The sequence below is a fragment of the Streptomyces sp. 2323.1 genome, assembly GCF_900221035.1.
GTDB lineage: Bacteria > Actinomycetota > Actinomycetes > Streptomycetales > Streptomycetaceae > Streptomyces > Streptomyces sioyaensis.
In genome coordinates this window covers 2,211,187-2,232,987 of sequence record NZ_LT907981.1, presented here as the reverse complement: position 1 = coordinate 2,232,987, position 21,801 = coordinate 2,211,187, and the positions used below count along the sequence as shown (strand labels likewise).

General features: G+C 73.4%; 17 protein-coding genes. 14 read left to right on the top strand and 3 right to left on the bottom strand.

The annotated features are described in order from the left end of the window. The first annotated feature begins 93 nt into the window (after window positions 1–93). From dxr to CPH93_RS08890, 6 genes are all read left to right on the top strand, one after another. Complete coding sequence (dxr, locus tag CPH93_RS08915) at window positions 94–1,368, top strand: 1-deoxy-D-xylulose-5-phosphate reductoisomerase (protein WP_093485417.1); 1,275 nt, start codon at window positions 94–96, stop codon at window positions 1,366–1,368. After that, complete coding sequence (locus CPH93_RS08910; protein WP_093485418.1) at window positions 1,365–2,666, top strand: M50 family metallopeptidase; 1,302 nt, start codon at window positions 1,365–1,367, stop codon at window positions 2,664–2,666. The genes dxr and CPH93_RS08910 overlap by 4 nt, the downstream gene beginning before the upstream one ends. A gap of 172 nt (window positions 2,667–2,838) precedes the next feature. After that, window positions 2,839–3,996 carry a flavodoxin-dependent (E)-4-hydroxy-3-methylbut-2-enyl-diphosphate synthase gene (ispG, locus tag CPH93_RS08905; protein WP_093485419.1) on the top strand — a complete coding sequence of 386 codons (1,158 nt, stop codon included), beginning with the start codon at window positions 2,839–2,841 and terminating at the stop codon, window positions 3,994–3,996. A 170-nt stretch (window positions 3,997–4,166) separates the two neighbouring features. Further along, a complete protein-coding gene (locus CPH93_RS08900) occupies window positions 4,167–5,012 on the top strand; it encodes a GNAT family N-acetyltransferase (protein ID WP_093485420.1) in 846 nt (281 codons plus the stop codon). A gap of 43 nt (window positions 5,013–5,055) precedes the next feature. Further along, window positions 5,056–5,592, top strand: a complete 537-nt coding sequence (locus CPH93_RS08895; protein WP_093485421.1) for a GNAT family N-acetyltransferase — start codon at window positions 5,056–5,058, stop codon at window positions 5,590–5,592. Between the two features lie 572 nt (window positions 5,593–6,164). Further along, window positions 6,165–7,874: a proline--tRNA ligase gene (locus CPH93_RS08890; protein WP_093485422.1), complete on the top strand. Its 1,710-nt coding sequence runs from the start codon at window positions 6,165–6,167 to the stop codon at window positions 7,872–7,874. A 60-nt stretch (window positions 7,875–7,934) separates the two neighbouring features. On the opposite strand, the gene CPH93_RS08885 is transcribed toward CPH93_RS08890, so the two are convergent. The 3 genes from CPH93_RS08885 to CPH93_RS08875 are packed head-to-tail and all read right to left on the bottom strand — an operon-like array spanning window position 7,935 to window position 9,980. Further along, window positions 7,935–8,846: an aminoglycoside phosphotransferase family protein gene (locus CPH93_RS08885; protein ID WP_096212490.1), complete on the bottom strand. Its 912-nt coding sequence runs from the start codon at window positions 8,844–8,846 to the stop codon at window positions 7,935–7,937. Between the two features lie 47 nt (window positions 8,847–8,893). After that, on the bottom strand, window positions 8,894–9,406 hold the full coding sequence (locus CPH93_RS08880; protein WP_096212489.1) for a ferritin-like domain-containing protein: 513 nt from the start codon (window positions 9,404–9,406) through the stop codon (window positions 8,894–8,896). Window positions 9,407–9,455: 49 nt separating this feature from the next. Continuing rightward, window positions 9,456–9,980 (bottom strand): hypothetical protein, encoded by a 525-nt coding sequence (locus tag CPH93_RS08875; protein ID WP_173909753.1) that lies wholly within the window; start codon window positions 9,978–9,980, stop codon window positions 9,456–9,458. 160 nt (window positions 9,981–10,140) lie between these two features. Here CPH93_RS08875 and rimP point away from each other — a divergent pair, with 160 nt between their 5' ends. The 8 genes from rimP (at window position 10,141) to CPH93_RS08835 (ending at window position 21,585) form a co-directional block, all read left to right on the top strand. After that, complete coding sequence (rimP, locus tag CPH93_RS08870; RefSeq protein WP_096212487.1) at window positions 10,141–10,683, top strand: ribosome maturation factor RimP; 543 nt, start codon at window positions 10,141–10,143, stop codon at window positions 10,681–10,683. A 2-nt stretch (window positions 10,684–10,685) separates the two neighbouring features. Continuing rightward, entirely contained in the window at window positions 10,686–11,684 is a 999-nt protein-coding gene (gene nusA, locus CPH93_RS08865) for a transcription termination factor NusA (RefSeq protein ID WP_093485427.1), read from the top strand. Between the two features lie 136 nt (window positions 11,685–11,820). Beyond that, complete coding sequence (locus tag CPH93_RS08860) at window positions 11,821–12,117, top strand: YlxR family protein (RefSeq protein WP_093485428.1); 297 nt, start codon at window positions 11,821–11,823, stop codon at window positions 12,115–12,117. 163 nt (window positions 12,118–12,280) lie between these two features. Further along, on the top strand, window positions 12,281–15,394 hold the full coding sequence (gene infB / locus CPH93_RS08855) for a translation initiation factor IF-2 (protein ID WP_096212486.1): 3,114 nt from the start codon (window positions 12,281–12,283) through the stop codon (window positions 15,392–15,394). Between the two features lie 288 nt (window positions 15,395–15,682). Next, window positions 15,683–15,976 (top strand): DUF503 domain-containing protein, encoded by a 294-nt coding sequence (locus tag CPH93_RS08850; RefSeq protein ID WP_093485430.1) that lies wholly within the window; start codon window positions 15,683–15,685, stop codon window positions 15,974–15,976. Between the two features lie 65 nt (window positions 15,977–16,041). Continuing rightward, window positions 16,042–16,497 (top strand): 30S ribosome-binding factor RbfA, encoded by a 456-nt coding sequence (rbfA, locus tag CPH93_RS08845; RefSeq protein WP_042149527.1) that lies wholly within the window; start codon window positions 16,042–16,044, stop codon window positions 16,495–16,497. Further along, entirely contained in the window at window positions 16,494–17,474 is a 981-nt protein-coding gene (gene truB, locus CPH93_RS08840) for a tRNA pseudouridine(55) synthase TruB (protein WP_093485431.1), read from the top strand. The genes rbfA and truB overlap by 4 nt, the downstream gene beginning before the upstream one ends. Before the next feature lie 325 nt (window positions 17,475–17,799). Continuing rightward, window positions 17,800–21,585 carry a hypothetical protein gene (locus CPH93_RS08835; protein ID WP_096212485.1) on the top strand — a complete coding sequence of 1,262 codons (3,786 nt, stop codon included), beginning with the start codon at window positions 17,800–17,802 and terminating at the stop codon, window positions 21,583–21,585. Window positions 21,586–21,801: the final 216 nt, after the last annotated feature.

Here is a 21,801-nt window from a genome sequence, read left to right as displayed (position 1 = left end):
CCCGGGGCGTGCCGGGCGCCTCCGGGCCCGCATGATCGGCAAGACCCGCCCTTGGTGTCCACCGCACCCCGGCGACCGGCCACAATGGACCCCATGACGGACTCCCTCGCCCACCCGCATCTGCGCTTCGAGCCGGCCGCCGGCGACCCGGACGGCCCGCGCGGGCCCCGTTCCCTGGTGATCCTCGGCTCGACCGGTTCGATCGGCACCCAGGCGATCGACATCGTGCTGCGCAACCCCGACCGCTTCCGCGTCACCGCGCTCTCCGCGGCCGGCGGCCGGGTCGAGCTGCTCGCCGAGCAGGCGCACCAGCTGCGGGTGACCGCCGTCGCGGTGGCCCGCGAGGACGCGGTGCCCGCGCTGCGCACGGCGCTGGCGGACCGCTACGGCGCGGGCGAGCCGCTGCCCGAGATCCTGGCCGGCCCCGACGCGGCCACCGAACTGGCCGCGTCGCCCTGCCACACCGTCCTCAACGGCATCACCGGCTCCATCGGCCTCGCCCCGACGCTGGCCGCCCTGAAGGCGGGCCGGGTGCTGGCCCTCGCCAACAAGGAGTCGCTGATCGTCGGCGGCCCGCTGGTCAAGGCGGTCGCCGCGCCCGGCCAGATCATCCCCGTCGACTCCGAGCACTCCGCCCTCTTCCAGGCGCTGGCCGGCGGCGAGCGCGCCGAGGTGCGCAAGCTCGTCGTCACCGCCTCCGGCGGCCCGTTCCGCGGCCGTACGAAGCGGGAGCTGGCCGGAGTCACCCCCGAGCAGGCGCTGGCCCACCCCACCTGGTCGATGGGCCCGGTCGTCACCATCAACTCCGCGACCCTCGTCAACAAGGGCCTGGAGGTCATCGAGGCGCATCTGCTGTTCGACGTGCCCTTCGACCGCATCGAGGTCGTCGTCCATCCGCAGTCCTACATCCACTCGATGGTGGAGTTCACCGACGGCTCCACGCTCGCCCAGGCCAGCCCGCCCGATATGCGGATGCCGATCGCGCTGGGCATCGGCTGGCCCGAGCGGGTCCCGGACGCCGCACCGGGCGTGGACTGGACGAAGGCCCAGACCTGGGAATTCTTCCCGCTGGACGCCTCCGCCTTCCCTTCCGTCCCGCTGGCCTGCCACGTCGGTGATCTGGGCGGCACCGCCCCGGCCGTCTTCAACGCGGCGAACGAGGAATGCGTGGAGGCATTCCTCAAGGGCGGGCTGCCGTTCACAGGGATTGTGGATACCGTCGCCGATGTGGTCGCCGAACACGGCACGCCCGCCCGGGGAACTTCCCTGACGGTCGCGGACGTCCTGGAGGCGGAGACCTGGGCGCGCGCCCGCGCCCGCGAACTGGCCGCCCGTGCGGCACGGACACCTTCGGAGGCTCGCGCATGACGACCTGGATGACCATTCTCGGCATAGTCGTCTTCGTCGTCGGCCTGCTGTTCTCCATCGCCTGGCACGAGCTCGGCCATCTCTCCACGGCCAAGATGTTCGGTATCCGCGTGCCGCAGTACATGGTGGGCTTCGGGCCGACGCTCTTCTCCCGTAAGAAGGGCGACACCGAGTACGGCATCAAGGCCGTCCCGCTCGGCGGCTACATCCGCATGATCGGGATGTTCCCGCCCGGGGACGACGGAAAGCTCCAGGCCCGCTCCACCTCGCCGTTCCGCGGCATGATCGAGGACGCCCGCTCGGCGGCCTTCGAGGAGCTGCAGCCCGGCGACGACAAGCGGCTCTTCTACACCCGCAAGCCCTGGAAGCGCGTCATCGTGATGTTCGCCGGGCCGTTCATGAATCTGATCCTGGCGGTCGTGATCTTCATGAGCGTGCTGATGGGCTTCGGCATCAACACCCAGACGACCTCGGTCGGCTCCGTCTCGGACTGCGTCATCTCGGCCGCCGCCAAGACCGACAAGTGCCCGGCCGGAGCCAAGGACTCCCCGGCCAAGGCCGCGGGCCTGCGGGCCGGCGACAAGATCGTGTCGTTCAACGGGCGCGCCGTCCCGGACTGGGGCGCCCTCCAGCAGCAGATCCGCGACACCACCGGGCCCGCCACCCTCGTCGTCGAGCGCCACGGCGCCCGCAAGACCCTGCACGCCGACCTGATCGAGAACAAGGTCGCCAAGACCGACGGCCACGGCGGCTATGTGCCCGGCCAGTTCGTCAGGGCCGGATTCCTCGGCTTCACCCCGGCCAGCGGCGTGGTCCAGCAATCCTTCGGCCAGTCCGTCGACCGCATGGGCAACATGGTCGAGCAGGGCGTCTCCTCGCTGGTGAACCTGCCCGGCAAGGTCCCGGGCCTGTGGGACGCGGCCTTCAACGGCGGCGAGCGCAAGCAGGACTCCCCGATGGGCGTGGTCGGCGCGGCCCGGGTCGGCGGCGAGGTCTTCTCCCTGCACATCCCGCCGGAGCAGCGGGTGGCGACCATGCTCTTCCTGGTCGCCGGCTTCAACCTCTCGCTGTTCCTGTTCAACATGCTGCCGCTGCTGCCGCTGGACGGCGGACACATCGCCGGCGCCGTGTGGGAGTCGATCCGGCGGGCCTTCGCCAAGATCGTCCGGCGTCCCGACCCCGGCCCCTTCGACGTCGCCAAGCTGATGCCGGTCGCCTACGTCGTCGCGGGGATCTTCATCTGCTTCACCCTGCTGGTGCTCGTCGCCGACGTGGTGAATCCGGTGAAGCTGACCTGAAAACAGGTTTGGCGGCGGCCGGGCACCTCTGTGGCGTTTGGAGGTGTCCGGCCGTCTCCTTTCGTGGTGCCACGGGGGGACGATGTGCCTCCTGCAACCCCGGTGCCGTAACCTCGAAGGCCGGAGCCCGCCGATGCGGGGCCTAGATCCACACCTTGGGGTTGCTCGCCAGATGACTGCCATTTCACTGGGAATGCCGGACGTACCGACCAAGCTTGCCGACCGCCGGGTCAGCCGCAAGATCCAGGTCGGAACGGTCGCCGTGGGCGGAGACGCACCGGTCTCGGTGCAGTCGATGACGACCACACGCACGTCCGACATCGGCGCGACGCTGCAGCAGATCGCCGAGCTGACGGCCTCCGGCTGCCAGATCGTCCGCGTCGCCTGCCCGACCCAGGACGACGCCGATGCGCTGCCGGTGATCGCTCGGAAGTCCCAGATTCCGGTCATCGCGGACATCCATTTCCAGCCGAAGTACGTCTTCGCCGCGATCGACGCCGGCTGCGCCGCGGTCCGCGTCAATCCCGGCAACATCAAGCAGTTCGACGACAAGGTCAAGGAGATCGCCAAGGCGGCCTCCGCGGCCGGCACGCCCATCCGGATCGGCGTGAACGCCGGCTCGCTGGACGCCCGCCTGCTGGCCAAGTACGGCAAGGCCACCCCCGAGGCGCTCGTCGAGTCCGCGCTGTGGGAGGCGTCCCTCTTCGAGGAGCACGGCTTCCGTGACATCAAGATCTCGGTCAAGCACAACGACCCGGTCGTGATGGTCAACGCCTACCGCCAGCTCGCCGCCCAGTGCGACTACCCCCTCCACCTCGGCGTCACGGAGGCGGGCCCCGCCTTCCAGGGCACCATCAAGTCCGCCGTCGCCTTCGGCGCCCTGCTCAGCGAGGGCATCGGCGACACCATCCGCGTCTCGCTCTCCGCGCCGCCCGCCGAAGAGGTCAAGGTCGGCATCTCCATCCTGGAGTCGCTCAACCTCCGCCAGCGCCGCCTGGAGATCGTCTCCTGCCCGTCCTGCGGCCGCGCCCAGGTCGATGTCTACAAGCTCGCCGACGAGGTCACCGCGGGCCTGGAGGGCATGGAGGTGCCGCTGCGCGTCGCCGTCATGGGCTGCGTCGTCAACGGCCCCGGCGAGGCCCGCGAGGCCGACCTCGGCGTCGCCTCCGGCAACGGCAAGGGCCAGATCTTCGTCAAGGGCGAGGTCATCAAGACCGTCCCCGAGTCGAAGATCGTCGAGACCCTCATCGAAGAGGCGCTGAAGATCGCCGCACAGATGGAGGCCGACGGCATCGCCTCCGGCGAGCCGGTCGTCACCGCCGCCGGCTGAGGCCCCCCGCAGCCGCCGAGCCCCGCCGCCCGCACCGGGCCGCGGGGCTCTCGGCCGCCCGGGACAATCCGTCCCGCCGGGGCCGGGTGCTCCCGCGCGCGTGGAGGTAAAGTGCCAGGACCTGCTATCGCCTGGCCTCCCAGGCCCGTAACGGTGAGGCTGTCCGACACGTGCTGACGACCACTGCCATCAAGGTCCTCGAGCCCGGGGAGCTCGACGACGCCCTCGCGGTCCTGGACCGCGATCCGGTCGCCAATGCCTTTGTCGCCGCCCGCGTCCAGATCGCCGGCCTCGACCCATGGCGGCTGGGCGGCGAGATGTGGGGCTGGTACGTCGGCGGCCGCCTGGAGTCGCTCTGCTACGCCGGCGCCAACCTCGTCCCGGTCTGCGCCACCTCCGAGGCCGTCCGCGGCTTCGCCGAACGCGCCCGCCGCCAGGGCCGCCGCTGCTCGTCCATCGTCGGCCCCGCGGGCCCCACCGCCGAGCTGTGGTCGCTCCTGGAGCCGTACTGGGGACCGGCCCGCGAGATCCGCGCCCACCAGCCGCTGATGGTCACCACCGCACCGTCCGCCGAGATCGCCCCCGACCCGGACGTCCGGCGGATCCGCAAGAACGAGCTGGACCTGATCATGCCCGCCTGCGTGGCGATGTTCACCGAAGAGGTCGGCATCTCCCCGATGGCCGGCGACGGCGGGCTCCTCTACCAGGCCCGGGTCGCCGAACTCGTCGGCGCCGGGCGCTCCTTCGCCCGCATAGAGAACGGCAAGGTCATCTTCAAGGCCGAGATCGGCGCCGCCACCCAGCGGGCCTGCCAGATCCAGGGCGTCTGGGTCGACCCCGCCCACCGCGGCAAGGGCCTGTCCGAGACCGGCATGGCCGCCGTGCTGCGCTACGCCCTCAGCGATGTCGCCCCCGTCGTCAGCCTCTACGTCAACGACTTCAACACCGCGGCCCGCGCCTCCTACCGCCGGGTGGGCTTCGAGGAGGTCGGCGCGTTCATGAGCGTGCTGTTCTGATCTCGGCGTACTGTTCCCGCCCGCCGCCTTGTACGCTCCGGGCATGGATCACGTCGCGGTCGGCCCCCTTGATCTCGCTGCCCGCGTCGATGACGCGCTGGCCGTCCAGGCGCTCGCCTTCGGCCTGAGCGACGAGGAGACCGCCGTCCGCCGGCACATCGTGCTGCGCCACTTCGCCTGCCCCGGCGCCCGCGCCCTCGGCGCCACCACCCCCGACGGCCATCTGGTCGGCTTCATCTACGGCATGCCCAACGACCGCGCCCACTGGTGGTCCACGGTCGTCGAGCCCTACCTCCGCAGCGCGTCCCTCGACCACTGGCTCGACAACTCCTTCACCATCACCGAGCTGCACGTCCACCCCGCCTACCAGCACCGCGGCATCGGCCGGGCCCTGCTCACCCGCCTCACCGACGAGGCCCGCGAACCACGCTCCATCCTCTCCGCCATCGACACCGAGAGCCCCGCCCGCCGCCTCTACCGCTCCCTCGGCTACCACGACCTGGCCCGCCGCGTGCTCTTCCCGAGCGCCCCCACGCCGTACGCGGTGATGGGCGCTCCGCTGCCGCTGATGCGGCCTTGAGCCTTGCGGCGCGTCGCACGTTGTCGGCTGGCCCGCCGCGGGGGCTTCTCGCCGTTGCGCTTTGCGGCGCCCCCGGACGTTGTCGGCCGACCGGCCGCGGTGCTTCTCGCCGTTGCGCCTGCGGCGGGCTGGTTGCCGCTGCGCTGGCTGTTCGGCTGCGGGACCGGCCCTCCGGACTCCGTCCTGCGGTCCGGCCCCTCCTGTTGGGGGTGGGAGAAGACCGGTGGGGGCGGGCCTCATCCGTCGACCGCGCGCAGACGAGGGCCGGGGCCCGCCCCCACCGGCCTGTTCCCACCCACTCACGGGAGGGGCCGCGCCGCAGGACGAAGTCCGGAGGAGCGGCACCGCACCCGACAACCCACGCCCGCCGCCAGGCGCAACGGCGACAAACCACCACGGCGGGAAAGAAGACAACGTGCGGGGCGCCGCAAAGCGCAACGGCGAGACACCACCACGGCGGGAAAGCCGAAAACGTGGGAAGCAAGCCCAAGCGCAGCGGTATCCATTTCCGCGGGAGAGACCCCTACGGCTAACCTCCAGGGAGTCACCTTTCTTACGCAGGAGAATCTCCCATGGCCCACGCCGCACAGGTCCAGCGCATGTCCCGCTTGATGATCAAGACACTGCGCGACGACCCGGCCGACGCCGAGACCGCCAGCCACAAGCTGCTCGTCCGCGCCGGGTACGTCCGCCGCTCCTCCGCCGGCATCTGGACGTGGCTGCCGCTGGGCAAGAAGGTCCTGGAGAACGTCTCCCGCATCGTCCGCGAGGAGATGGACGCCATCGGCGGCCAGGAGGTGCTGCTGCCGGCCCTGCTGCCCAAGGAGCCCTACCAGGCCAGCGGCCGCTGGGAGGAGTACGGCGACCTGCTCTTCCGCCTCAAGGACCGCAAGGGTGCCGACTACCTCCTCGGCCCCACCCACGAAGAGATCTTCACCCTCACGGTCAAGGACCAGTGCACGTCCTACAAGGACCTGCCGGTGATCCTCTACCAGATCCAGACCAAGTACCGCGACGAGGCCCGCCCCCGCTCCGGTGTGCTGCGCGGCCGCGAGTTCCAGATGAAGGACTCGTACAGCTTCGACACCACCGACGAGGGGCTGGAGCAGTCCTACGCCCTGCACCGCGCGGCGTACCAGAAGATCTTCGAGCGCCTGGGCCTGGACTACCGCATCGTCTCCGCCGTCTCCGGCGCGATGGGCGGCTCCGCCTCCGAGGAGTTCCTGGCCCCGGCCTCGGCCGGTGAGGACACCTTCGTGGACTGCCCGGCGTGCGACTACGCCGCCAACACCGAGGCCGTGACGGTCAAGGTCGCGCCGGCCGACGGCTCCGGGCACGGCCCCGTCGAGGAGCTGGACACCCCCGACACCCCGACCATCGAGTCGCTCGCCGAGTTCCTCGACGTGCCGGCCTCCGCGACCCTGAAGAACCTCCTGGTCAAGGTCGACGGCGAGATCGTCGCGGTGGGTGTGCCCGGCGACCGCGAGGTCGACCTCGGCAAGCTCGGCGAGCACCTCGCACCGGCCACCGTCGAGCTGGTCACCGCCGAGGACTTCACCGACCGGCCCGAGCTCGTCCGCGGCTACGTCGGCCCGCAGGGCCTGGCCGGCAAGGCCTTCCGCTACCTCGCCGACCCGCGGATCGCGCCCGGCACGGCCTGGGTCACCGGCGCCAACAAGGAGGGCAAGCACGCCCGCAACGTCGTCGCGGGCCGGGACTTCGAGGTCGACGAGTACCTCGACGTGGTCGTCGTCGAGCCCGGTGACCCCTGCCCGAAGTGCGGCACCGGCCTGCGCATCGACCGCGCCATCGAGATCGGCCACATCTTCCAGCTCGGCCGCAAGTACGCCGACGCCTTCGAGCTCGATGTGCTCGGCCAGAACGGCAAGCCGGCCCGGGTCACCATGGGCTCGTACGGCATCGGCGTCTCCCGTGCGGTGGCCGCGCTCGCCGAGCAGTCGCACGACGAGAAGGGCCTGTGCTGGCCGCGCGAGGTCGCGCCGGCCGATGTGCATGTCGTCGCGGCCGGCAAGGCCAAGCAGACCGAGCTCGCCCTGGAGGTCGGCGAGCGGCTCGGCGCCGCGGGCCTGCGGGTCCTGGTCGACGACCGGGCCGGGGTCTCGCCGGGCGTGAAGTTCACCGACGCCGAACTGCTGGGCGTGCCGGCCATCGTGGTCGCCGGCCGGCGTGCTGCCGAGGGCGTCGTCGAGGTCAAGGACCGCCGTACCGGCGAGCGCGAGGAGCTGACGGTCGAGGAGGCCGTCGCCCGCCTCAGCGCGTAAGGACCGTACGGCAGCGGGCCGGCCGGGGTGCCCACCCCGGCCGGCCCGTTCGTCCGTCCACTACAGCCAGGCCGCGAACTCCAGCAGCAGCTCGCCCCGCTGGCGGGCGCCTGCGGCCACCTCCCGTACGCCGGTGTCCACCGCCCGGTACAGCGTCCAGTCGCGCAGCCGGTCGCGGTCCACCTCCAGGGAGTCGGCCAGCTTGGCCACCCGGCGGCGGGCCGCCGGGGCCGCGCCCGACCCGGCCATCAGATCCTCGAACCGGTCCAGCACCAGCGCCGCCAGGTCGTACGCCCGCTCGCCGACCACCGGCGACGGGCCGACCGCCAGCCAGGGCGCCCGCTCACCGGCCAGCACCTTGCCCTGCCGGAACGCGCCGTGCAGCAGGAACTGCTCGTCGGACCCGGCCGGCAGGGTGCGCCGCAGCTCCAGCGCCTGCTCCACCAGCGGCCCGGCGGCCCGGGTCAGGGATCCGGCCGTACGCAGCGCCACCGCGGCCTCCTCGGTGCGCCCGGCCAGCGTCCCGAAGGGGTGGCCCGCCTTGGCCGGCACCCACAGCCGCCGCACCGTCCCGGCCGCCTCCAGCAGCGCCTTCGCCTCCGGCAGCGCCCGCAGCGACACCGCGCCCTGCAGCCGTTCCAGCAGCAGCGCCCCGCCGGTGTCGTCGGACCGCAGCAGCCGTACCGCGCCCCAGCCGTCCCACGCCTCCAGCGCCGCCGCCTCGTGCGCGGACACCCGCCCCGGCACGGTCAGCTTCAGCGCCGCGGGCGTCCCGTCCTGCTGCCGTACGAGGGCGAGCAGACTGCTGCGGCCACCGGGGGCCTGCACCCGTTCCAGCGTCAGTTTCCAGGCGTCCAGCCGCTGCTGAACCAGGGTCGGGAGTGCCGCGAGCCACTCCCGCACCGCACCGTCCGGATCGCCGCTCAGCGAACTCACCAACCGCTGCGGCGGTTCGATGGGTGCTGTTGCCATGCTTGAGCTGTCCTTTTCCTGGGCGGAGACCGCGCGGCGGCCGTCGTTCAGAGCGCGCCCGCGGCGGCGCTCGCGGAGCCGGACGGAGCGGCGGCCGCGGCCCGCTCCGCAAGCCCAGGGAAGGCTACGCCGCTGCCGCGCCAGCGCACCGCCCGGACCGCCGCCTCCCGCAGCGCGGCCGCCGCCTCCCTGCGCCGGACCGCGCCGCCGGCCCGTACGAGATCGGCGTAGACGGCGGCCAGCCGGTCCTCCAGCTCCGCCGCCAGCCGGACCGCGGCGGACGCGTCCGGGACCGGGAAGGGCAGCTCATAGGCGGCGGCCGAGGCCTGCGGGGTGCCGCCCAGATCGCGCACCACCCGGCGCAGGGCGTCCCGGCGTGCGCGATGTCCGTCGTACGCCTCCTGCGCCTCCTTGCGCCGGTCGCCGGTGATCCGCCCGCCGACCACGCCGTAGCCGTAGACCGCCGCGTGCTCGGCGGCCAGCGCCGCCTGCACCGCCGTCAGCTCACCGTGCTCGTCGTCCTGCTGCCCGTCTTTGCGGTGCACCGCTGCGGCCCTCATGTGTACGCCCCTTCGCTGGTCCGTGCTCCGCCGCGTCGTCCGGTGCCCGTCATCGGGCCGGCTCCGCCAGCAGAAACGCATGTGCCGCCCCGGCCGCCGCGACCGAGGCGAGCAGCCGGGCCAGCTCCGGGGGCGCGGCGGTCAGCGCCTTGGTGCGGGTGTCGGCAAGGGTGCGCTCCGCGTCGGCGAGCGCCGCGCGGGCGGCCCGCTCGTCCTGCGGAACCGGGGGAGCGGTCGGCCGGGCGGCGCGCGGTGACGGCGCGGACGAGGGCGCACCGGCGTCGCGCGCCGGGCCCTCGGAGGCGGTGCGGTCCGCGCCCAACGCCTCGGCGTGCCGGGCGACTTCGGCGCGCAGCGGGCGCAGCCGCGGCTCCAGCGCCGGGTGCGCGCGCAGCGTCGCGTCATAGCGCGCGAGCAGGGTCGTGCTGTCGCGGGCGGAGCGCTCGCGCAGCCGGTCGGCGGCGGAGGAATGTTCCCGCCCGCCGGGGCCGTCGTCCTCGGCGCAGCCGGCGAGCAGCGCCACGCCCCCGAGGGCGGCGCCGGCCAGCAGGGTCCTTCTGCGCGTGAGCGGCACTTTCGGCACGTTGCACTTCCCGGGGTCTTTCGTAGTGATCACCGCAGGCGAGAGTATCCGTGACCACCCACCGAATCGTCAGTACCCCGCCGGAACCGATAGGCTTTGACCCGACACGCGACCCACCCACAACAGCACACGCGGCCGAGGAGTCACCCGGATGAGCACGACCCAGAGCGAGAGGCTGCGCGGACTGCTTGAACCGCTCGTCGCCGCGCGAGACCTGGATCTGGAAGAGATCGAGGTGACACCGGCAGGCAAACGGCGGGTGCTGAGGATCGTGGTCGATTCCGACGAGGGCGTCCAGCTGGACGAGTGTGCCGAGCTCAGCCGCGAGGCCTCCCAGGTCCTGGACGACTCCGATGTGATGGGCGGCGCCCCGTACACCCTTGAGGTGACCTCACCGGGCGCCGACCGGCCGCTGACCGAGCTGCGGCACTACCGCCGCGCCGTCGGCCGCCTCATCAAGGTCCAACTGACCGCGCAGGCAGGCGCCGGCGAGCTGGTGGCCCGGATCATCGCGGTGGACGAGACCGGACTGGATCTTGAGGTGCCGGGCGTCAAGGGCCGCAAGCCGACCGCCCGCCGGGTCTCCTTCGACGAGATCGCCAAGGCGCGCGTCGAGCTGGAATTCAAGAGCAAGTCCGACAAGCGCGACGCGCAGCAGGACGAGAAGATCGACGAGAACAAGGAGGAGGCGTAGCCGTGGACATCGACATGAGTGCCCTGCGGGGGCTGGTGCGGGAGAAGGAGATCTCGTTCGACCTGCTGGTCGAGGCGATCGAGTCGGCCCTCCTCATCGCGTACCACCGCACCGAGGGCAGCCGCCGGCGGGCGCGGGTGGAACTGGACCGCAACACCGGTCATGTGACGGTGTGGGCGAAGGAGAACGCCGAGGACCTCACGGACCTGGCGGAGGGCGAGGAGCCCCGCGAGTTCGACGACACCCCCTCCGGCTTCGGGCGGATCGCGGCGACCACCGCCAAGCAGGTCATCCTGCAGCGGCTGCGGGACGCCGAGGAGGAGATCACCTTCGGCGAGTACGCCGGACGGGAGGGCGATGTCGTCACCGGCGTCGTCCAGCAGGGCAAGGACCCCAAGAACGTCCTGGTCGACATCGGCCGCCTGGAGGCCATCCTGCCGGTGCAGGAACAGGTCCCCGGTGAGGACTACGCCCACGGCACCCGGCTGCGCTCGTACGTCGTACGGGTGGTCAAGGGTGTCCGCGGCCCGTCGGTGACGCTGTCGCGCACCCACCCCAATCTGGTGAAGAAGCTCTTCGCCATGGAGGTCCCGGAGATCGCGGACGGCTCGGTGGAGATCTCCGCCATCGCCCGCGAGGCCGGCCACCGCACCAAGATCGCCGTGCGCTCCACCCGCTCCGGCCTGAACGCCAAGGGCGCCTGCATCGGCCCGATGGGCGGCCGGGTGCGCGCCGTGATGGCCGAGCTGCACGGCGAGAAGATCGACATCGTGGACTGGTCGGACGACCCGGCCGAGCTGGTGGCGAACGCGCTGTCCCCGGCCCGGGTCAGCAAGGTCGAGGTCGTGGACCTGGCGGCGCGCTCCGCCCGGGTCACCGTGCCCGACTACCAGCTGTCGCTGGCCATCGGCAAGGAAGGGCAGAACGCCCGGCTCGCCGCCCGCCTCACGGGCTGGCGGATCGACATCCGCCCGGACACCGAGCACACAGCGCAGGACTGAATGCACGCGGCGTAGCCGGCGGGCGTCGCGGCCCCGGAAAATCGGTGGTGCCGCGACGCCCGGCAGGGAATTCTGAGCAGCCGTTCGGCCTTCACCCCAGCGGGGTCGGGCCGGCACGGGGAGGTAGACTTAAGCAGTGTCTGGCCGGACGCATGCCCGCGCATGCCCTGAGCGCACTTGTCTGGGATGCCGGGAGCGAGCGGCCAAGGGCGATTTGCTGCGCATCGTGGAGATCGAGGGTGAGTGTGTCCCCGATCCTCGCGGTACGCTGCCCGGCCGGGGTGCGTACGTGCACCCGACACCGGTCTGCCTCGACCTGGCGGTTCGCCGCCGGGCGTTCAACCGGGCCTACCGGGCCCGGGGACCGTTCGACACCACGGAGCTCCGTCGGTTCCTCGAGCGGACGCCCGTCGAGCAGCCGCCGTTGCAATAAGGCACAGCAGCAAGAAACGCACAGCGCACGGAAAACCGTGCGGTCAGGTACCTCGCGAGTCGGAAGTAGGTCGAGATTGCGATGAGCACTCGATGAGTACGCGATGAGTACGCCCATGAAGTAGCGACGGTCCGGTGGACAACCCGGACCTAGAAGGAGCGAAGTGGCTAAGGTCCGGGTATACGAACTCGCCAAGGAGTTCGGCGTCGAGAGCAAGGTCGTCATGGCCAAGCTCCAAGAGCTTGGGGAATTCGTCCGTTCGGCGTCCTCGACGATCGAGGCGCCGGTCGTGCGCAAGCTGACCGACGCTTTCCAGGCAGGCAGCGGCAACGGCCGCGCCGCCGGCAAGCCCGCGGCGCCGCGCAAGGCGGCCCCCGCGAAGCCGTCCGCGCCCTCCCCGGCGCAGGCGGCCCGTCCTGCTGCCCCGAAGCCGGGCGGCGCCCCCAAGCCGGGCCCCGCGGCACCGGCTCCGGCCCCGGCGGCCGCCGCCGAGGCGCCGCAGGCCCCCGCAGCACCCAAGAGCACTCCCGCCGCCGGCCCGACGCCGGGTCCGCGCCCCGCGCCGGCCCCGAAGGCTGCGGCACCCAAGCCCGCTCCGGCCGCCCCCGCGCAGCCCGAGTTCCAGGCTCCGCCGTCCGCGCCGGCCGCTCCCGCCGCCGGCCAGTCGGCTCCCCGCCCCGGTGCCACCCCCGGCCCGCGCCCGGCCCGTCCGGCGTCCGGTCAGGGCGGCCAGGGTGGTCAGGGCCGCGGTAACGCTCCGCGTCCCGGTGGCGAGCGTCCGGGCCCGCGTCCCGGTGCCCGTCCGTCCGGCCCCCGTCCGGGCAACAACCCCTTCACCTCCGGTGGCTCGACGGGCATGGCCCGTCCGCAGGCCCCGCGTCCCGGTGGCGCCCCGCGTCCCGGCGGCCAGGGCGGCCCCGGCGGTCCCCGTCCGCAGGCCGGTGGCCAGGGCGGCACCCGTCCGCAGGGTCAGGGCGGCGCCCGTCCGACCCCGGGCGGTATGCCCCGTCCGCAGGGTGCCGCTCCCGGCGGCCCCCGTCCCGGTGGTGGCGGCGGCGGTAACCGCCCGAACCCGGGCATGATGCCGCAGCGTCCCGCAGCCGGCCCGCGTCCGGGTCCCGGTGGCGGCGGCGGTCGCGGCCCCGCGGGTGCCGGTCGTCCCGGTGGCGGCGGTCGTCCCGGTGGCGGCGGCGGTTTCGCCGGTCGTCCCGGTGGTGGCGGCGGCGGTCGTCCGGGTGGCGGCGGCGGTTTCGCCGGTCGTCCCGGTGGCGGTGGCCCCGGTGGTGGCGGCGGCTTCGGCGGTCGTCCCGGCTTCGGTGGTCGTCCCGGCGGTCCCGGTGGCCGTGGTGGCACGCAGGGTGCGTTCGGCCGTCCCGGCGGTCCGGCGCGTCGTGGCCGCAAGTCGAAGCGGCAGAGGCGTCAGGAGTACGAGGCCATGCAGGCCCCGTCGGTCGGCGGCATCATGCTGCCGCGCGGCAACGGTGCGACGGTTCGCCTGTCGCGCGGTGCCTCGCTGACGGACTTCGCGGAGAAGATCAACGCCAACCCGGCGTCGCTGGTCCAGGTCATGCTGAACCTCGGCGAGATGGTCACCGCGACCCAGTCGGTCTCCGACGAGACCCTCCAGCTGCTCGCCGACGAGATGAACTACGTCGTCGAGATCGTCAGCCCGGAGGAGGAGGACCGCGAGCTCCTGGAGTCCTTCGACATCGACTTCGGTGAGAACGAGGGCGGCGAGGAGATGCTCGTCGCGCGTCCGCCGGTGGTGACCGTCATGGGTCACGTCGACCACGGTAAGACCCGGCTGCTCGACGCGATCCGCAAGACGAACGTCATCGCGGGCGAGGCCGGCGGCATCACCCAGCACATCGGTGCCTACCAGGTCGCGACCGAGGTCAACGACGAAGAGCGGCGCATCACCTTCATCGACACCCCCGGTCACGAGGCGTTCACCGCCATGCGTGCCCGTGGTGCCAAGTCGACCGACATCGCGATCCTCGTGGTGGCGGCCAACGACGGTGTCATGCCGCAGACGATCGAGGCGCTGAACCACGCCAAGGCGGCCGAGGTGCCGATCGTGGTCGCGGTCAACAAGATCGACGTCCCGGGCGCCGACCCGACCAAGGTGCGCGGTCAGCTGACCGAGTACGGCCTGGTGGCCGAGGAGTACGGCGGCGACACCATGTTCGTCGACATCTCCGCCAAGCAGGGCGAGAACATCGAGTCCCTGCTGGAGGCCGTGGTCCTCACCGCGGACGCGGCGCTGGACCTGCGGGCCAACGCTGAGCAGGACGCCCAGGGTCTCGCGATCGAGGCGCACCTCGACCGTGGCCGCGGTGCCGTGGCGACCGTCCTGGTCCAGCGCGGTACCCTCCGCGTCGGCGACACGATGGTGGCCGGCGACGCGTACGGCCGGGTCCGTGCGATGTTCGACGACAAGGGCAACAACGTCGAGGAAGCGGGTCCGTCGACCCCCGTCCTGGTCCTGGGTCTGACCAACGTCCCGGGCGCCGGCGACAACTTCCTGGTCGTCGACGAGGACCGGACGGCCCGTCAGATCGCCGAGAAGCGCGCGGCGCGCGAGCGCAACGCCGCCTTCGCCAAGCGCACCCGCCGGGTGTCGCTGGAGGACCTGGACAAGGTGCTCAAGGCCGGCGAGGTCCAGCAGCTCAACCTCATCATCAAGGGTGACGCTTCTGGTTCCGTCGAGGCTCTGGAGTCCTCGCTGCTCCAGCTCGACGTCGGCGAAGAGGTCGACATCCGGGTGCTGCACCGCGGCGTCGGTGCGGTCACGGAGACCGACATCAACCTGGCGTCCGGCTCCGACGCGATCGTCATCGGCTTCAACGTGCGCGCCGAAGGCCGTGCCACGCAGATGGCCGAGCGCGAGGGCGTCGACGTCCGGTACTACTCGGTCATCTACCAGGCGATCGAGGAGATCGAGGCGGCCCTCAAGGGCATGCTCAAGCCGGAGTACGAGGAGGTCGAGCTCGGTACCGCGGAGATCCGCGAGATCTTCCGCTCGTCCAAGCTCGGCAACATCGCGGGTGTGCTCATCCGCTCCGGCGAGGTCAAGCGCAACACCAAGGCGCGCCTCATCCGCGACGGCAAGGTGGTCGCGGAGGACCTCAACATCCAGGGTCTGCGCCGCTTCAAGGACGACGTCACCGAGATCCGCGAAGGCTTCGAGGGCGGTATCAACCTCGGAAACTTCAACGACATCAAGATCGACGACGTCATCGCGACGTACGAGATGCGGGAGAAGCCGCGCGGCTGATCACGCGGGTAACTGCCCGCGCGTAGCGCGGACCACCAGGGGTGGTGGTCGGGCGACGGGCGGGAGGGGCCGGCCGGCGGAGGAGAACTCCGCCGGCCGGCCCCGGCCGTTTGCGGGGTACCACCGTGCGGACGGGGGCGAGGTGCTCACCCACCGCTCCCTCGCTCCTACGCAAAGTAATCCCGTCGATCGGTGTCCGATGTTGCGTGTACCGTTCTTGTGTTCTTGCCAAATATCGGCAGGGCTTACCGAATACGAGGCCTCACGGGTCGGCTTGACCCGCACTGCATGTACGTAGGGACGCTGTCCTTCGACCTGCTTCTCGGCGACGTACGGTCGCTGAAGGAGAAGCGCTCCGTCGTCCGCCCGATCGTCGCCGAGCTGCACCGCAAATACGCGGTGAGCGTCGCCGAGGTCGGGGACCAGGATCTGCACCGCAGGGCCAGGATCGGCCTGGCGGTGGTGTCCGGAGACGCGGGGCATCTCACCGATGTCATGGACCGCTGCGAGCGCCTGGTCGCCGCACGGCCCGAAGTGGAGCTGCTGTCGGTACACCGGCGGCTGCACGGCGACGACGACTGACCTGAGGTACGGGCAGCTCGCCGCCGGTGGAAGCACAATTGTGGAAGAAAGAAGGAGACGGACCAGTGGCCGACAATGCGCGGGCGAAGAAGCTGGCGGACCTCATCCGGGAGGTGGTCGCCCAGAAGCTGCAGCGCGGCATCAAGGACCCGCGGCTCGGTTCGCATGTGACCATCACGGACACCCGGGTCACCGGCGACCTGCGGGAGGCTACGGTCTTCTACACGGTCTACGGCGACGACGAGGACCGCGCCAGTGCCGCCGCCGGGCTGGAGAGCGCCAAGGGCATCCTGCGCTCCGCGGTCGGCGCCGCGGCCGGCACGAAGTTCACGCCGACCCTGGCCTTCGTGGCGGACGCCCTGCCGGAGAACGCCAAGACCATCGAGGACCTGCTGGACAAGGCGCGGGCCTCGGACGCCAAGGTGCGCGAGGTCTCCTCGGGCGCCCAGTACGCCGGTGAGGCCGACCCGTACCGCAAGCCGGGCGAGGACGAGGACGACGAGGGCACCGCGGCAGAATGAAGCGTGAGAGCAACAAGCCCATCGGGAGGGGCGAGCGCGCTGCGCGCTCCGGCAAGGGTGGTGGGCGGCCGGCGGGCCTGGTCATCGTCGACAAGCCCGCCGGCTTCACCTCGCACGACGTGGTGGCGAAGATGCGTGGCATGGCGCGCACCCGCCGGGTCGGGCACGCCGGCACGCTCGATCCGATGGCGACGGGCGTGCTCGTCCTGGGCATCGAGCGGGCCACCAAGCTCCTCGGCCATCTCGCGCTGACGGAGAAGGAGTACGTCGGCACGATCCGGCTCGGCCAGACGACGATCACCGATGACGCCGAGGGCGAGATCACCGCGTCGAAGGCGGCGCACGGCCTCGCCCGCGAGGACATCGACGCCGGGATCGCCCGGCTGTCCGGCGCGATCATGCAGGTCCCGTCGAAGGTCAGCGCCATCAAGATCGACGGCAAGCGGTCGTACTCGCGGGTCCGCGACGGCGAGGACGTGGAGATCCCGGCCCGGCCGGTGACCGTCTCCTCGTTCCTGCTGCACTCCGCGCACGAGACCGAGGCCGAGGACGGCACCCCGGTGACCGATCTGCTGGTCTCCGTCGAGTGCTCGTCGGGTACCTACATCCGCGCGCTCGCCCGCGACCTGGGGGCCGGGCTCGGGGTCGGCGGCCATCTGACCGCGCTGCGCCGTACCCGCGTCGGCCCGTACAAGCTGGACCGGGCGCGCACGCTCGAACAGCTCCAGGCCGCGGTGGACGACACCGAGGGGGAGGGCCTGCCGGTCATGCCGCTCGGTGAGGCGGCCGCCGCGGCGTTCACCCGCTGGGACGTCGCCGAGGCGCAGGCGCGGCTGCTGCTCAACGGCGCGCGGATCGCGATGCCGCGGTTCGAGGGCGACGGCCCGGTCGCGGCGTTCGGGCCGGACGGCCGGTTCCTGGCCCTGGTGGAGAACCAGGGCGGGAAGGCGAAGAGCCTGGCGGTGTTCGAGGTCTGAGGCATGGCCCGAGGGGCCGTGCACCCTGGCCGGGTCCGGAGCGTCTCGCACGCTCCGGACCCGGCTTTCGTGTGTGCGGACGCGGCGGCGGCCGCCCCGGGAAGGGTGGTGGAACGCGGGCCGCCCGGCCGCGTACGGAGGGCCGGCCCGCGCTCCACCATCCCCCTCACCTTGTGTCTCTCCAGCGGAGCCGGGCCATTCACTCATTCGGTGAGGCGCTCGGAGTGAATCAAGGAGTGGACGGGGGCGCGTTGGATCGGCGCCCTGCCATGACGATCACTGCTTGCTTACCGTGCGGGGGACCGAACAGGCGAGAGGATCGGCAATGGCACTGCTGGACGCCGATGTGGACGCGGCCCTGGTACGCATCCGCGATCTGGCAGGTCGCACGCGCGGCACGGGGTTCCTCGCGGACCCCGACGGCACCGTGATCACCAGCCATGAAGCGGTGGACGGGGCGGCACAGCTGGTGCTGCAGCCCATGGCGGACGGGGCGGGCGGCGGTGCGGCGGGCGGCGGCGGATGGACCTGCCTGGTGGCGGCCGACGCCGTGACACCGCTGCCGGAGGACGGGCTCGCCCTCGTACGGACCGACGGCTTCGGCCCGCACCGGCTGCTGCCGCTGCCCATCGCCGCGGGCCGGCCCGCGGCGGGCACCCACGCCCGGCTCTGGGCGGGCGGCTGGCTGGACGGCACGGTCGTCGGGCCGGGCTCCGGGGTGATGTACACGGCCACCGACCGCGTCCATCTCCTCGACGAGACGCTGGAGCTCCACCTCTGTGCGGGCGGCCGGGAGGCGCTGCGGCTGGGCGGCGCCGCGGTCGGCGGGCCGGTGCTGGACGCACGGACGGGCGCGGTGCTCGGCGTGCTCGGCACCGCGCTGCACTCCGGCCGCCGGGCCGGCGGCCATGCGATCCCGCTGCGCGCCGTCGCCGAGGCCGCGCCGGGGGGCGTGCTGGCCGCGCTGCTGGAGCGCAACGCCGCGACCGTCCCCGCCTACGGCAGCGAGCTGAATCCGGCCGGCGCCCGGCGCCTGGCCGAGGTGTCCGCGGGCGCCGCCGAACGGCCGCGACGGTGGGGGGAACCGGTCGAACGACCGGAAGTGGCCGCGGAGTTCGCGCGCTTCGAGGACAGCAGGGCGACCGCGCTGGTGCTGGGCCTGGTGGGGGAGCCGGGGACCGGGCGGAGCGCGGAGCTGGCCGCGCTGGCCGCCCGCCGGGCGCAGGGGCCCCTCCCGGCGCCGACCGTCCGGCTGCGCGGCGCGGAGCTGCGGCCCGGCGACGACGGGGTGCGGACGGCGGTGGAGCGCGCGCTGCGCTCCGCGGGCCGGATCGTCGCCGCGGCGGGCCGTACGGCCGGTGATCCGACGGACACCACCTCCCAGGGCGTGGCCCGGGCGGCGACCGCGGCCGGGCGCGGGCTGCTGGTGCTCCTCGACGGTCCGGAGGAGATGCCGACGGCCCTGGACCGGCGGCTGGCCGAGTGGACCGAGGCGACGGCCGACTGGCTGCGTACGGCCGGTGTGCGGCTGGTGCTCGCCTGCGGCTCCGAGTACTGGGAGCGGGCCGGGGCGCTCTTCCCGCCCGCGCTGCTGCACCGGTCGCGCCATCCGCTGCCCGCGCTGCCCGACTGCGTGGGGCTCGGTGATCTCCCGGAGGACGCGGCGGAGCGCGCCCGTGGCCGCTACCGGCTGCCACCGGGGCTGCCGGCCGCGGCCGACGCCCGCCATCCGCTGGCGCTGCGGCTGCTCGCGGAGGTCCTGGCGGCGCTCCCCAAGGGCGATACGGCCGGTCTCGGCACCCCCGACCGCCATCAGATCTTCGAGGCCTACCTGGACCTGGTGTGTCTGCGTATCGCCGTACGCCTGGCGGCCGCGCACCGGCCCGCGCTGCGCGGCACCGCCGTACGCCGCCTGGCCGCCCAGGTCGCCGGCCAGGTGCACGAGGCGGCCCGCCGCTGCCTTCGCCCCGGGCCGGGCGCGCTGGACCGGATGTCCTTCGAGGAGGTCTTTCCGCCGGAGCCCGGCTGGGCCGCCGCCGTGCTCAGCGAGGGACTGCTGGTCCCGGCCGGCGGCGGATACCGCTTCACCCACGAGGAATTCGCGGACTGGCTGCAGGGCGCCCACGCCGACCCCGGGCTCCGGCCCGCCCCCGGGCGGCGCACCGGACCGGTCGTCCAGGCGCTGCTGCTGCTCGCCCGGCGGGAGGGGACGGTACAACTGACCTTCCGGCTGGCCGAGTTGGTGCCGATGGCGACCGCCGCCGGCCCCGGGGCGCCGGCCGCACCCGCCGTGGACGGCCGCCGGTGGGCCGCCCGGCTGCTGACCGGCGTCCTGCTCCGGGTGCCCGATGCGCGGCCGTACACGGGCGTGCTGCGGCTGCTTGCCGACCGGATCACGGAGCGGTCGCTGCGCGCGGGCGGCTTCGAGCACACCGGCCTGGCGGAGTTCGGCCCCTGGTTCTGGGAACGGCTGGCGCTGACGGACGAGGACCGGATGGATCTGCTGCGCCGACTGCTGCCGGCGGACGGGCCGCCGGGGGCGGCGGGGCGGGTGCCGGCGGGGCTGCCGGGGTGCGTGGGGGCGGGCGCCGCCGCCGGCGCGGCAGGGGCGCACCCGACGGCCACTGTGCCGCAGCCGGGTGGCCCGTTCGCGGAGCCCCCGCGCGTACGGGTCCACCCCGCCGACCACCCTGCTGACCACCCCGCCGACCGCCCCGAGCCCGCCCGGGACGGCGGCGGTCCGATGGGCCCCGCCGACGGTCCGCGTCCGCACCCCGCCGACGACCCGTCCGCGGCGGCCGGCCCCGGCGCACGCTCCGCGCGGTTCCTCGACGCCGCGGCCGCGCTGCTGCGGACGGACCCGGAGGGGATGCAGCCGCTGCTGTGCGCCTGGTTCGACGACACCCGTCCGCTGCAGCGCCCCGGCGCGGACGGCGGCGGCCCGGCCCGGCCCGTGCGCGCCCTGGCCCGTGAGATCACCGTCGCCGCCGCCGCGCAGGCCCTGCTGCACACCCATCGCCGGCCGACGCTCGACGCGCTCCTGGAGGCACTGGTGACCGCCGCGCACCCCAGGGGAGACGAGCTGATGGACGCGCTCGCCGAGGACGAACCGGCAGCCGTGTGCCGGGCCGTGGACCGCTGGGCGCACGACGAGCGCCCCGAGCGCCGCGCCGCTGCCGCGTCGTACGGCCTGCGGGCAGCCCCCCACGCCACCGCCGCGCCCGACCGCGCCCTGCTGCGCTACGCCGCGCTGTGCCTGCTCGCCCGGCGCGCCGACGCCGCCCACCACGGCTCCGCGCTCGCCCTGCTGGTGGGTGATCCGGCCACCCGCTCCCGCTTCCTGGACCGGGCGCTGGCGCGCTTCGTCGCGGGCGATCCCCAGCTGCCGCCCACGGCGTTCACGGCCGCCCTCACCGATCACACCGGGGCGGTGCTGGACGCCTTCCGCGCCCGGCTGGTCGGCGGCGAGGGCCCGCCGGTGGCGGACGCGCTGCTGCGCATGCTCGCCCGTATCGACGCGCCGGACCTCGTCGCCCGCATCGCCGACCTCGTCCGCGACTGCGCGCGGCACTGCCCGGAGCGCGCGGCGCGGCCGGTCGCGGAGTTCCTCGACCGCCGCCTCGAACGCGGACCGGCCGCCCGCGCTGCGCTCCGCCCGCTCGCCGTGGAGCTGCTGACCGGGTACCCCGCACCGGTCCGGTGCGCGCTCGCGGCGGTGGTGGCCGAACCCGGCTCCGGCGACTCGGCCCCGCTGCGCCGCGAACTGCTCGACGCGCTGCTGGCTCAGGAGGCGTCGTACCCGGCGGCGCACGGCGGATACGGCGGGGCGGAGCCGGACACCCGGGTGCTGGAGGCGCTGCTCCGGGCGGCCGCCGAGGGCGCGGAACGGCGGTCGGCGGAACGCACCCGGGAGCTGGTGCACCGCACCGCGATGCTGCTGGTCCGCACGCCGCAGGGCGCCGTCCGCCTGGACCGGCAGCTGGTGGAGCTGGGCCGGCGGGTGCCCGGCTTCGCCCGGCGGGTGCAGGACTGGGTGGCGGACGAGCCGGGGGAGTGGGCGGCGGTGGTGGGCCCCGGGGCCCGTGCCACGCTCACCGGATGTCACAGCTGACCGGGCGGGCCGGTCCGGTCGCCGGTCGCCGGGCGCCCGCGTATCCGCCGGTGACGCCGGTGGCCTGCGAATCCGCCGGTGACGCCGGTGGCCTGCGGCGGATCGGGTCCGCAGGGCCGCCCGGAACCCCCCTTCGCGTGGAGCATCACCCCCGGCATGGCAGTCTTAGACCTGCGCCATGCCGAATTGGCGCAAGGGACGGACAGGGTTCGGGCG

What these genes read in the sequence shown, in the direction of transcription:
- CPH93_RS08850 (WP_093485430.1), top strand. Translation starts at nt 15,683, where the DNA reads ATGTACGTAGGGACGCTGTCCTTCGACCTGCTTCTCGGCGACGTACGG.
- CPH93_RS08895 (WP_093485421.1), top strand. Translation starts at nt 5,056, where the DNA reads ATGGATCACGTCGCGGTCGGCCCCCTTGATCTCGCTGCCCGCGTCGAT.
- CPH93_RS08880 (WP_096212489.1), bottom strand. Translation starts at nt 9,406, where the DNA reads ATGAGGGCCGCAGCGGTGCACCGCAAAGACGGGCAGCAGGACGACGAG.
- CPH93_RS08885 (WP_096212490.1), bottom strand. Translation starts at nt 8,846, where the DNA reads ATGGCAACAGCACCCATCGAACCGCCGCAGCGGTTGGTGAGTTCGCTG.
- CPH93_RS08835 (WP_096212485.1), top strand. Translation starts at nt 17,800, where the DNA reads ATGGCACTGCTGGACGCCGATGTGGACGCGGCCCTGGTACGCATCCGC.
- CPH93_RS08890 (WP_093485422.1), top strand. Translation starts at nt 6,165, where the DNA reads ATGGCCCACGCCGCACAGGTCCAGCGCATGTCCCGCTTGATGATCAAG.
- truB (WP_093485431.1), top strand. Translation starts at nt 16,494, where the DNA reads ATGAAGCGTGAGAGCAACAAGCCCATCGGGAGGGGCGAGCGCGCTGCG.
- rimP (WP_096212487.1), top strand. Translation starts at nt 10,141, where the DNA reads ATGAGCACGACCCAGAGCGAGAGGCTGCGCGGACTGCTTGAACCGCTC.
- ispG (WP_093485419.1), top strand. Translation starts at nt 2,839, where the DNA reads ATGACTGCCATTTCACTGGGAATGCCGGACGTACCGACCAAGCTTGCC.
- dxr (WP_093485417.1), top strand. Translation starts at nt 94, where the DNA reads ATGACGGACTCCCTCGCCCACCCGCATCTGCGCTTCGAGCCGGCCGCC.
- CPH93_RS08910 (WP_093485418.1), top strand. Translation starts at nt 1,365, where the DNA reads ATGACGACCTGGATGACCATTCTCGGCATAGTCGTCTTCGTCGTCGGC.